Origin of the sequence: Pseudoflavonifractor sp. (genome assembly GCF_050943825.1) — a bacterium.
Taxonomy (GTDB): domain Bacteria; phylum Bacillota; class Clostridia; order Oscillospirales; family Oscillospiraceae; genus Pseudoflavonifractor.
Genome location: NZ_JBMNPX010000011.1, coordinates 84,044 through 95,610, shown reverse-complemented (window position 1 = coordinate 95,610; position 11,567 = coordinate 84,044). Strand labels below are relative to the sequence as shown.

Annotated in this window: 11 protein-coding genes; 5 read left to right on the top strand and 6 right to left on the bottom strand. The window is 51.7% G+C overall.

Annotation, left to right across the window (positions count from 1 at the left end; all coding sequences use genetic code 11):
- On the top strand, window positions 1-251 hold a 251-nt coding region (locus tag ACOX7T_RS10295), incomplete at its 5' end, for a hypothetical protein (RefSeq protein ID WP_433442439.1).
- 82 nt (window positions 252-333) lie between these two features.
- On the opposite strand, the gene ACOX7T_RS10290 is transcribed toward ACOX7T_RS10295, so the two are convergent.
- Window positions 334-1,422 carry an IS3 family transposase gene (locus tag ACOX7T_RS10290; protein ID WP_433442437.1) on the bottom strand — a complete coding sequence of 363 codons (1,089 nt, stop codon included), beginning with the start codon at window positions 1,420-1,422 and terminating at the stop codon, window positions 334-336.
- On the opposite strand from ACOX7T_RS10290, the gene ACOX7T_RS10285 reads away from it, so the two are divergent.
- Entirely contained in the window at window positions 1,367-2,242 is an 876-nt protein-coding gene (locus ACOX7T_RS10285) for a retron St85 family effector protein (RefSeq protein ID WP_433442435.1), read from the top strand. The two genes, ACOX7T_RS10290 and ACOX7T_RS10285, sit on opposite strands and share 56 nt — an antisense overlap.
- Window positions 2,239-3,201, top strand: a complete 963-nt coding sequence (locus tag ACOX7T_RS10280) for a retron St85 family RNA-directed DNA polymerase (RefSeq protein WP_433442433.1) — start codon at window positions 2,239-2,241, stop codon at window positions 3,199-3,201. Before ACOX7T_RS10285 ends, ACOX7T_RS10280 begins: the two co-directional genes overlap by 4 nt.
- Window positions 3,202-3,673: 472 nt before the next feature.
- Here ACOX7T_RS10280 and ACOX7T_RS10275 read toward each other — a convergent pair whose 3' ends face one another.
- The 3 genes from ACOX7T_RS10275 to ACOX7T_RS10265 form a co-directional block, all read right to left on the bottom strand.
- Window positions 3,674-6,469, bottom strand: a complete 2,796-nt coding sequence (locus ACOX7T_RS10275) for a glycoside hydrolase family 3 N-terminal domain-containing protein (RefSeq protein WP_433442431.1) — start codon at window positions 6,467-6,469, stop codon at window positions 3,674-3,676.
- A 159-nt stretch (window positions 6,470-6,628) separates the two neighbouring features.
- Window positions 6,629-7,945 (bottom strand): GHKL domain-containing protein, encoded by a 1,317-nt coding sequence (locus tag ACOX7T_RS10270; RefSeq protein ID WP_433442429.1) that lies wholly within the window; start codon window positions 7,943-7,945, stop codon window positions 6,629-6,631.
- Entirely contained in the window at window positions 7,942-8,652 is a 711-nt protein-coding gene (locus ACOX7T_RS10265; protein WP_433442427.1) for a LytR/AlgR family response regulator transcription factor, read from the bottom strand. The genes ACOX7T_RS10270 and ACOX7T_RS10265 overlap by 4 nt, the downstream gene beginning before the upstream one ends.
- A 395-nt stretch (window positions 8,653-9,047) precedes the next feature.
- Between ACOX7T_RS10265 and ACOX7T_RS10260 the strand changes: the two genes are divergently transcribed.
- Window positions 9,048-9,410 (top strand): type I restriction-modification system subunit M N-terminal domain-containing protein, encoded by a 363-nt coding sequence (locus ACOX7T_RS10260; protein WP_433442425.1) that lies wholly within the window; start codon window positions 9,048-9,050, stop codon window positions 9,408-9,410.
- A gap of 48 nt (window positions 9,411-9,458) precedes the next feature.
- Window positions 9,459-9,953, top strand: a complete 495-nt coding sequence (locus tag ACOX7T_RS10255) for a DUF6548 family protein (RefSeq protein ID WP_433442423.1) — start codon at window positions 9,459-9,461, stop codon at window positions 9,951-9,953.
- Between the two features lie 254 nt (window positions 9,954-10,207).
- Here ACOX7T_RS10255 and ACOX7T_RS10250 read toward each other — a convergent pair whose 3' ends face one another.
- Complete coding sequence (locus ACOX7T_RS10250; RefSeq protein WP_433442421.1) at window positions 10,208-10,501, bottom strand: helix-turn-helix domain-containing protein; 294 nt, start codon at window positions 10,499-10,501, stop codon at window positions 10,208-10,210.
- Window positions 10,502-11,269: 768 nt separating this feature from the next.
- Window positions 11,270-11,464, bottom strand: a complete 195-nt coding sequence (locus ACOX7T_RS10245) for a hypothetical protein (protein WP_433442419.1) — start codon at window positions 11,462-11,464, stop codon at window positions 11,270-11,272.
- Between the last annotated feature and the right edge of the window lie 103 nt (window positions 11,465-11,567).

Sequence of the window (11,567 nt, the reverse complement as noted above, 5' to 3'; positions counted from 1 at the left end):
TGAAGGTCGTATTCAACTACGCAGGAAGTAAAAACACGGTTGAGATCCCGCTGGATCCATCGGTTATCGACAATGTAGAAAATATCGAAACGGGCGCTGTTCGTTTAAGCTCTGCCCAGGTCCACCACGTGAAAACACCATTGACATCTGAACCCCCCAAGGTTCGGACATCAATGGTGTTTTTCTTGTTTCCCTTGATTTACAAGGGATTCAGGGCTTCGAGGAGCAATCTCCTTTTGGGACATTCCTGATAAATCGTTCAATTTTAGGCCGTAAAACAGCGAAAACAACCAATCTGAACCCCTTTGTTCAGGACATGGTCTCTGGCTCCTTTTACTCGCCAAAATAGATAGATTCCAGTTTCATTGGTGTCTTGTAACCGTTTTTAGCGTGAGGTCTGCGCTCGTTATAAAACACCATATACGCATCTACTGCCGCTCTGAATTCTGCTTCAGAGCGGTATTTTGTTCGGTACAGTTCTTCTCGTTTCAACGAGGAGAAAAAGGACTCCATTACGGAATTATCATAGGGAACTCCCGCCTTGGAAAATGATTGTATTACGCCCAACTCCTTAAGATACGAGCACATGGCATAAGAGCGATAATTGCTGCCCCGGTCTGTATGGAATAGCAGTTGTCCTGCAAGCTTGCGGGATTCGTATGCTTGCTTGAATGTACTTTTCACAAGTTGTGTGCTGTTACGCTTTCCAACTCGATAGCCTACAATTCGCCTGGCATACAAATCGATAATGGCACAAATGTAGTACTTGATATCTTTGCAAAGAAAATATGTAACATCACTGACCCATACTTCGTTTGGCCGCGTTACCTCAAATTGCTGGTTTAAATGATTTTTCAAACTGCGACGCTCTTTGGCATAGACCTTTTTAGCATCCTGTCGAATGCTTAGCAGGCCCATATCCCGCATGAGTTCCCGGACCATTTCCTGACTTACTTTATAACCTTCCTCTTTCATAACTGCGGTAATCTTTCCTGCTCCAAAGATTTGCTTACTTTCATCATAGATTTGTTGAATTCTGATTCGAAGTTCCTCTCTTCGCTTTGTATACCAAGTATTGTCCCGCTTGTTCCGGAAGATATAATTGTAGAAAGTTCCGCGGGGAACTTTCAGTGCGTCACAGAGCATGTGCACATTGTATTGGCCATGGAGATCTTCTAACGCTTGAAGTCTTTCATTGAGAGGTGCGTTGGCAGTACAGTTCACAATTTGCAAGATCTCTATGATTCCTTCCAAGCGCTTGGCCTTTGCTTCCAGCATCCGAAAATTTTTGAGAGTAAAATCTAACATATCCGGCTCAATCCGTGCGGACTTGATCCAAGCATAAAGAGTACTTCTGGAGATACCAGTGTCAGCAGCAATTGTCGATACGGGTTCGCCACCGACCAAGAAGCGTTTAACCACTGCAGATTTTGAGGACTCTTATTGGAATACCAACCGTGGAATAATTCACCGATATATGGAAAAATTGTTGCCGGATATAAATGTTGTATTATCAGAACAATTGTGGGAAGATGGATTTGATAGTAAAATCGATCTCTTGACATTTGAAGAGTTCCTTGCTGAAGTTAGTGACGCAATTATTCTTTTTGTGGAAAGCCCCGGATCATTTTGTGAACTTGGAGCATTTGCTTACGCAGATTCACTTTTTAGTGACAAAATGATTGTTGTATTGGATGAGGCATATCGCAATAGCCGATCTTTTATCTCAACAGGTCCCGTTTTAAAAGCCTCAGATAACGGTTCAAAAGTTGTATATGCCGAAATAAAAGACGGGGCGCTATTGGCAAGTGAAGAACTAAGATCGGTTGTGCTTGACTTAACAAGCAGAATGAAAACAAAAATTTCATCTATTAATAAACGAATAATCAATAAAGATACTAATGTATTCATTAGTTCATTTATTCCTGAAGTACTTGAGATTATCAGATTGGCACAACCAATATTGAGTGCTGACTTAATTCAACTTTATAAGGACATCAAGGATATTGACACATTTACATTTATTAAGCGTAATGGTGAAGCTTTTTCACGCGAGATACAAGTGACTTATATATGGAAAATGCTTGAAGTTGCACAGATAGTTCGTATAGATGAAGGATACCTATCTTTGCTGAATTATTCAAAAACGCAAAATTTCATGCTGAGATATTCAGGAAATGCTATGGATCGTGAGCGTAATAGGATTCTATGCAGAAAATATCGTTATGGTGAGAAAGTATGAGTTCATTGATTACTCGAATTTCTTCAGATCTACAATTAAAAGACGATTACATTCGTTCCATTATTCGTCGTAGCAATTGCTATTATAAAGATTATTATATTCCCAAAAGGAACGGCGGACGGAGAAAAATATCTCAGGCAAGTCCTGAATTAAAAACACTGCAGTATTGGGTCAAGACTAATATACTTTCTCTGCTGCCAATTTCTAAAGCAGCTTTCGCTTACAGCAAAGGAAACAGCATCAAAAAACACGCCACATTTCATAAAGAGTCTTACTTTATTTTTCATACTGACATAAAAGATTTCTTTCCCAGCATAACCTCAGAACACCTGATCGCTGAGCTTGCTGCAAACCGCGGCATAATCGAAGCAGCAAATCTATGGGATGACGACATACTCGATGTGGTGTCAAGTATTTGTTTCCGGTGCAATCATTTATGTATTGGCACAGTAAGTTCTCCTATCATATGTAATATCGTGATGTATGCATTTGATGAACATTTTACCAATTATTGCAATCTTCGTAATTGGAAGTATTCAAGATACGCGGATGACATTTACATATCTGCGCAAGAATATCTGCCTTCTTCTTTGAAGAGTGAAGTTGATGAAAAATTACACGAGATAGGTTTTTCTTCTAATGCGTATAAATCATGGTTCTGTTCAAAAAAATGCCGGAGAGAGATTACTGGCCTGATATTAACAGAAACCGGAAAAGTTTCGGTCGGTCTGGAAAAGCGATTAGCCATAAAGAAAATGGTATATGAGCGCATTATGCATGGTCGGGGAGATTCAGACACTATTTTAGGAAATTTAGCGTTTCTAAAAGATGTCGAACCAAACTCATACAATAGTCTGCTCATCAAATATGCGGCATATTGTGACGGAGATGTAATTGACGCAATTAAAACCGGGCCTAAACCACACCGCGTAATTACGCTTGATTTACCTGATACCTAAAATCCTCACTCTTCGTCGCTTTTATTGCACATAGGTTCAAGATCAACATATATTTAAACGCAACAATCTTTTGTAGATGTGTACCATCGTGATATCCGGATTTGCTTAGCATCTATAGTGTTTCGATGTTCCAAAAACAGGCGTGAAATCCATGGATTTCACGCCTGTTTTTCTTTTTTCCGTCATAAAAGTTCCAAACATATGAATTGATAGATGTTGTGGTAGATAATTTCTGCTCACAGCCCCATGTACGGAGGTTTTCTTTTTTTCCAGAGCATCATAGCGCTGATTCTTCCCGCATGGTCAGGCATGTGTCTTTATCCACCAACTCTTATTCATTTCAAAGCGCGTCTCTATTCACATCATAGATATCGCACTTTCTCAGGTCATTAATGAAATGCCGCCGGATCCCAGCTGTTTGGGACCCGGCGGCAATATGTTTATTGCTTCTATGCGCGGTCAAGTCTGGCTTTTACTGATTGGCGGCCTTCCAGGCCTTCATCTTCTGGTGACGGCGGATGAAGTAGGCCACGCACAGGCCCAGCAGCACCACGTCCACCACACCGGCGGTAATGTACAGCCAGTAGGGCACATAGGGCTGGCAGATCTGGGCCGCATCGCTGTTTGCGGTCATGTAGAGGATGTTGTGGGTGGCACTGCGCATGGCCTGACGGCCGTCGGTGGTGCCGGTGGTCTCCTCACCCAGGCTGTTCAGGCCCATCAGGGAGAGCTGGAGGTCGCAGCCGGCCCGGACACACCGGTCGGCGTCGATATAACTCAGCTGCATGATGCAGTCGGTGATGACAGTACCCTGGAAGCCCCACTCATTGCGGAGCACCTGGGTGAGCAGATTGCTGTTCTCGGCACAGTTGGTGGTGCCCAGCCGGTTGAAGGCGGCCATCATGCCCTGGGTGTGGCCCTCCTTGACGGCCAGCTCAAAGCCTCTCAGGTACACCTCACGCATGGCCTGCTCGTTGAGCCAGGTGCACAGGCCGCCCTGGTCACGGTTGGTCTCCTGGTCGTTGACGGCGAAGTGCTTGGAGTAGCAGTACACGCCCTGGGACTGGATGCCCTGGATTTCGGCGGCGGCCATCTTGCCGGTGTGGAGGCCGTCTTCGGAGAAGTACTCATAGTTGCGGCCGGAGAAGTGGGAGCGGAAGATGTTCAGGCCGGGGGCGTAGAGGCCGGAGATGTTGTAGGCGATGGCCTCCTGGGCGAAGGTGACGCCCATGCGGCCTGCCAGCTCCTGGTTCCAGGTGCAGCCCAGCACGGACTGGCCGGTGTACTGGGTACCGGTGACGCCGGCCATGATGTTGTTGATGCCGTTGGGGCCGTCGGTCTCGGTGTAGTTTTCCTTGTCCACGGAGGGCACCGCCTGGGTGCACCAGCCGCCGTTGGCGATGAGATTTGCCATCTCCTCCACGGTGACCTGCTCCAGCAGCTTGTCCCACTGGGGGTCGTCATAGGCCAGGCCCTTCATGTCGGAGAGGGTGAGGCCGTTGTCGGCGAAGGTGATGTCGGTGGCGTCCGGGTCGGAGGGCACGGAGGTGTCGGTGAGGGCGGAGACAATCTCAGCGGAGGCCTCACGGCTCTGGGGCGCACGCTGGGTGGGCATGGTGCCTGCCCAGTCGGCACGGGAGACATAGGTCACGTCCTCGCCCCAGGTCACGTCGTCAAACAGGTTGACGGCGGCAGTGCCGTCGGTGGAGCGGGGGCCGTCATTGGCGTCGTTGTAGATGACGTCCTGGGCCACGGTGACGGTGCGGCTGTCGATGACGTCATGGGAGTTATTCATCAGCTTGATCTCGTACTCGCCCTGTTCCAGGACGTAGGCGCCGCCCTGGGCCTTGACGCCGGTGTAGTCGTAGGAGGCCATGTCCTCGTAGGTGAAGGAGATGGTGATGGTTTCACTCTCACCGGGCTGGAGGGTGCCGGTCTTGCCGAAGCCGACCAGGACCACGTGGCTCTTCTCGATGCCGCCGGGGGTGTAGGGGGCGGTGTAGTAAACCTGGACCACGTCCTTGCCCGCCGCATCGCCGGTGTTGGTGACGGTCACATCCATGGCAATGGTGGTGCCATCATCACGGAAGTCGGCAATCTCCTGGGTAAAGGTGGTGTAGCTCAGACCGTAGCCGAAGGGGTACTGGACAGTCTCGTCGTAGTTGATGAAGCCGTCGGCGGCAGCGGTCTCATAGTACCGGTAGCCCACGTAGATGCCCTCCACGTAGTCCACATAGTGGTAGGCGTCGGGCTCGGTGTTGGCGGAGATGGGAGAGGTGTTGGTGTAGGTCACGTTGGTGTAGTCGTAGTCGCCGAAACTGTAGTAGCTGGGGGCGCTCTCCACAGCGTAGGCAAAGGTGCTGGTGGTGCGGCCGGAGGGGTTCACCCCACCGGAGAGCACCTGGCCCAGGGCGTTGCAGCCGGTAGAGCCCAGACAGCCCAGCCACAGGGCGGCGTCCACGTCGTCCTCCTCCAGGAAGCCCAGCTCCATGGTGTTGGCGGAGTTGATGAGCACCACCACGGTGCCGAAGTTCTCCTTGACCATGTTGAGCATATCAATCTCAACCTGCTGGAGCTCCAGATAGTGCTTGCCGGGGTCGCCGCCCTGGACGCCCACGGAGGTGGCGGCGCCGGAGGAGCCCACCTCGCTCTCACTGGGGGTCATATCCAGAGGCAGGTCGGCGCCCTCGCCGCCCAGACGGGAGATGACCACCAGAGCCACGTCGGAGAAGGCCTTGGCGTTGTCCAGCAGCTCCTGGGAGTACTCGCTGACCGGGGGCTCGTTGATGTCGAAGTTGTTGCCGGTGTAGCCCACGCCGGTGCGCTCCACGAAGTGGGCGTCGTAGAAGTCCACCAGCTCCTGGTTAACCTCAAAGCCAGCGTTTGTAAGGCCCTGGGCCATGGTCACGTTGTTGCTCTCGTCGCCGGAACCGGAGCCGGAACCGCCGTACACGGTGTCCCGGGAGCCGTAGCCGAAGAGGTTGACCTTGCTGCCCTGGGCCAGGGGCAGGGCGCTGTTTTTGTTGTCCAGCAGGATGATGCCCTCAGAGGCCACCTCCTGTGTCATGGCGGCGGAGGCCTCACCGGCCTCGGCGGTCTCGGCCTCGGAGGGGCCTTTGTTGAAGAAATTGTTGATCATGGTCACATTGGGGGGAATGAGCACGGCAGCGGCGGCGTTGACGACCAGCAGCAGGGCGGTCACCACGCACATCACCGCCATGGCCGCCTTCCGGGGGCGCCGGACAGGGGCAGACGTTTTCTTTTCCATGGATACTCCTCCTTGTTCTCTGTGCCCGTGCACAGGCTTTGGCAGGAGTATAACACCGTTCCCCGCACCCCCCCGTCCGCCATACCCACTTTGCGCTTTTTTCGGCGTAACTCGCATGAGTACGCACAAAGGGGACCGGAGTTACTCCGGTCCCCTCTGTCAGGAATCGTTTCGCGGGATGGTCACCCGCAGGAGAAAAATGCCGTCCTCGGCCTGGATGGTGAGGAAGCCGCCGTACTTCTCCGCGGTGGCCCGGATGCTCTTCAGGCCGAAGCCGTGGTAGCCCTTGTCCGCCTTGCGGGTGACGGGCAGGTCCCCGTCGAAATTCAGGGCACCCTGGTAGTAGTTCTCCATCTGAAAGAGCACCAGACCGGCCCGGGAGAACACCGACACGGCAATGGTCCGCTGCTCCGGGTCGTCCAGGGGTGTGACGCTCTCAATGGCGTTGTCCAAGGCGTTGCCAAAGATGGTGTAGATGTCCACCCCGTCCATAAAGCCCAGGCAGTCCCCGTCGGCCACACAGGTGAGGGTGATGCCCCGGCTCTCGCACAGCAGGCTCTTCTCAGTGAGGACGGTGTCCAGAATATCGTTCCCCGTCTTGACCACGCTGTCGTAGATCATCACCGACTGCTCCAGGGCCTGGATGCTCTCCTCGCGCTGAGCCCGGTCGGAAATGCACCGTAGGGCTGCAATCTGGTGCTTGAGGTCGTGGCACTTGCGGTTGATGAGGTCCACATTCTCCGCTGAAAGCTGATACTGCTCCCGGCTCTTGTGCCAGAGCTGCTGCTGCACATCCAGCTCGTGCTGGAGGTTGAGCCGCTTCTGCTGTCCCACCTGGCCCCACAGCACGTAGAAGCAGCAGAACATGGCGTAGAGCAAGCACACCGGGTACAGAGGGCCGCCTGCCTGAGCCAACTGCTGAGCCACGGCTGAGAGCACCAGGGCGATGGACAGGGCGCTGACCATGGTGCCCAGGGAGTGGGGGACCCTGATATTGTAGCGCCCATCCCGGGAGAGCTGCCGGGCAAAGAGGAAATAGGCCCCGGCGTAGACTGCCGCGTACAGCAGTACCGCCAGCAGGCTGTTCCCTCTGGGTTGGGTGATCTCCCACTCCAGGTGGAAGATACGGTAGAGGCAGTAGGTAAAGTGCTGGGTCAGGTAGGCGCAGGTGGCGCAGTACACCGCCTCCCAGGGCGTAATGTCGCAGCAGAAAACGGCAAAGGCCACCGCCAGGCCAAAGGAGAGGAAGGAGTAGACCAGCACAAGGGGCAGGGTTGTCTCCTGCAGGCCGGGGGAGAGTCTGCTCATAAAGGACATCAGCGGCCAGAAGCACAGCAGAGACAGCACAATTCCGGCTGCTGCCCGGAGTGGAAACCACTTGCGCCGCCGAAGGGGCAGGCAGAAGAGCACCGCCGCCGACAGCAGCTCCAGGGGCAGGTCGGCGGCCAGCAGCATCTGGGCCAGGAGCGCCTTCACCGCAGACCACCTCCCAGGTAGCCGCTTAGCCGCTGGAGGAACTCCTTGCGTCTGGGGCGGCTCACCGGCAGGGTGTGTCTGTGGACCTGGACGGTCTCCTTCCCCACTCCGGTGACATTTTTCAGGTTGACCATGTAGCTGTGGCTGCACCGGACAAAGGACAGCCCGGCCAGCTTGGCCTCCATCTCCTGGAGCGAGCCGGGCAGCACAAACTCTTCTCCCGTAGTGTGGATGTGGAGCCGGTGGTTGACCACCTCGATGAAGAGAATCTCGTCGGTGGACACCCGTTTTTCCCCCTCGTCCACAGGCAGCATTAGATACCGCCGTTCCCGGCTGGCCACAATGGTCATGGCTTTTTTCAGCTTCAGGGCCAGCTGGCCGTAGGTCACCGGTTTGAGGACAAAGTCCAGAGCGTCCACCTCGTAGCCCTTGATGGCGTAACGGGCCATGTTGGTGATGAAGATAATCACCGCCGCCGGGTCCATTGTGCGGATACGCCGGGCAGCGCTCATGCCGTCCAGATGGGGCATCTCAATGTCCATAAGGATGATGTCCCATACCGGCCGATAGTCCTCGGCGATGTCCATGCCGTCGGGGAACACCACAATCTCCGCGTCCAGCCCGTTTTCCTCAAAATACCGCCGGGCGCACTCCTCCAGCCGCCCGGCACAGTCACGGTCGTCCTCCACAATGGCTACTCTTGTCACGGAAATCTCCCCTTTTCTCGTACTCGATGTCGTGAATCAGCCGATTTTTTAAGTATACCATGATTCTGCCGCTCCGGCCAGTCAGAACAGAAATGAGCGGAGAAACTGCCTTTTTCCCGCCCTGGCATCTCACCCGGTGTCCTGGTGGGCCATAATGATTTTTTATTGTATCGCGCTCCTGAAGTATGATCAAGGGCACACAGCGGGACAGAGCTGAGAGATTATATGTATTGCGGAAACAAACCGCGGAATTGGCAGATGCAAAAGTCTGCAAATTGGGGAGTTTGTTGCTTCGTGCCGGAATGTAAAGTATAATAATATTATTACGGTACAAGGAGCTCCGGGGCGGCGGGAATGCCACCGGATTCCGGAGGGTGGATAAGGAGCAGCAGAATATGATTACTGGCGAACTGAAAAATAAAATTGACCGTCTTTGGGAGACCTTCTGGACGGGCGGCATTACCAATCCTCTGGATGTGGTGGAGCAGATGACCTATCTCATGTTCAACCACGACCTGGACGCGTCCGACAACCAGCGTGCCAAGGAGAGCGCCATGCTGGGTCTGGCCCACAAGAGCATCTTTGCCGGGGAGGTGCAGGTGGGAGAGCGGACCATTTCGGGCAATCAGCTCAAGTGGTCGGTGTTCCACGGCTTCCCTGCCGGGCAGATGTATTCCGTCATGCAGGAGTGGGTGTTCCCTTTCATCAAGAACCTCCATGCCGACAAGGACAGCGCCTATGCCAAGTACGAAGCGTAATTGAGAGCATTAATACAAACGCAGCCGCCTAGCGCGGAACGGAGGGGAATGATGGGCTTCCTGCATGCGTATAAGCGTCTTGATAATCTGTGTCGGGACATGAACGGGAAAGGCGTCACCGGTTATATCGAGGATATGCAGAGATGCTCCAGTGGATCATACTATGTGCCCGGCTGGATACAGGATTACGGACATCTGAAGCACTACCGATATCTCCGGAATCAAATTGTTCATGAAAACAACATAGATGAGGAGAATATGTGTACTGACAGCGATGTCCAGTGGATAGAAGGATTTCATCAGCGCATTCTCACCCAAAAAGATCCGCTGGCATGCTATTACAGAGCCGTAAGGCCCCATCCTGTGAAAAAGGGGCAGGGCACTCAAAGAACGGCAACGCAGTCTCATATATCGACTGTGGAAAGGCAACACTACCGGGATGAAGCAGATTCAAGTCCGCAGCCCAGGCATATGGCGCTAATTTTGTGTGCTCTGGCTGTGGTGCTTTTTGTCGCGGTAATTTTGAGTTATCTGTTTCCCTGATAAATCCAGTGTATGGAACAAGCGAGACGATAATATAGAATAAGTTTCACAAATTAAAAAAAGCCGATAAAGAGTGACACGGCTTGCTGACTTCTTTCAGAATCGTGTGTTGCGATTTCATTCTTCCAGAGGCCTACAAACCATGTCATTTTTTATCTATTCCAGCCCCTGATCCAGGCAGCGGGTAAAGTGCTCCTCATAGACAGTGGGGTTGATCTGGGACGTGGAGCCCATCTTGCTTTAATTTATCAGGCTTATTCTATTTTTCTTTCACACAACTGAATATGGTACTCCTTGATCCTACGGTAGATAGTGGATTTGCTCATGCCAAGCATTTTACCGGCTAGAATAACGTTTCCACCACATTCGTCAAGTACATTTAGTATCTGTTGCCTCTCAAATTCACTTATGCCAGTAAATACTTTTGGGGAGAAAGGCCCTTGATTCTTAGATTCCATCGGGATCGAAACTTCTTCAATTATGTACTGCGGAAGTTCTTTTTCTGTAATAACTAAGCCCTCGCTGGAATAAAACGCACGTGTCACCACATTGCGGAGCTCTCTTACATTTCCGGGCCATGAATATTGTTTCAGTATTGTAGTGAACTGAGAAGAAAAATTTTTTAGACTGTAAAAAAGCAAAATTTAATATGACATACTGCTAGTAGTGTTCATAAAGATTTGAAATCATTGCGTATTACCGGTTATATTACTGCAATTCACTTTTCCAATGTCCCAAACAAATACGGAGCTGTACATCATCCTCTGTAGGATGCACGTATCTATCCAACGGAGAGCTCATGCATATCACTGACTGAACTGCAACAAGTCCACATGAAGTACCTTTGCTGCTACCATGAATATAGAGCATATTATCTCCTGAATAGGTATCTTCCCGCTCGACCCTGTGGTAGATATTAATCTTGAAAACAGGCTGTTTCAGAGCAGTAAATCCAGGGAGAACAGAAACATAAAAACAGGCTATCCTTTGCACTGCAATGGATTGTGGAGGCAAGGAAAAACAATACAGGAATAGGCCTATAAGGGTTTGACCCCCCTCGCCTCCACAATATCTGAGTAAGCGATATGACGCTTACTCAGACTTTTTTATCCAAGCGCGCTTATTCTGCCATTCCTCCTCTCCAAACCGTACTCGCTTGCGCTGGGCTTCTGTATCTTTTCGGCAACCAAATGCAAAAAGAAAGACACGCTGGATAGCATGTCTTTCTTTTTGTTTCCACTCTCTCGGGACTTTCCTGCCGGAGTATAAAGCGTTGTATTTTTATATCAACTATCAATACACATCTGTACTCTGCCTCACCGCATGGGATATCGGGCGGTATCCGCCCGCAGCTGCCGGGCAATGGTACCGCACAAGTCCCGGTAGAAGCGCAAATAAGTGGTCTTCTGGGCCCGTTGGAGTTGCTGACGCCGTTGGTATTCCCGCCAGCGCTGGCACTGCTTATGGCAGCCGGTCTGATAATCGGGACAGCTGTCTTGACATGGAAGCATGGTGCAGTCCTCCTCATGCTCAAACACATTGTCTGTGGGAGCTGGAATCACGCGGCCCGGACGCCTGTCCCAGTCCGTTTTTATTGTAGTCCACTCTTCCTTT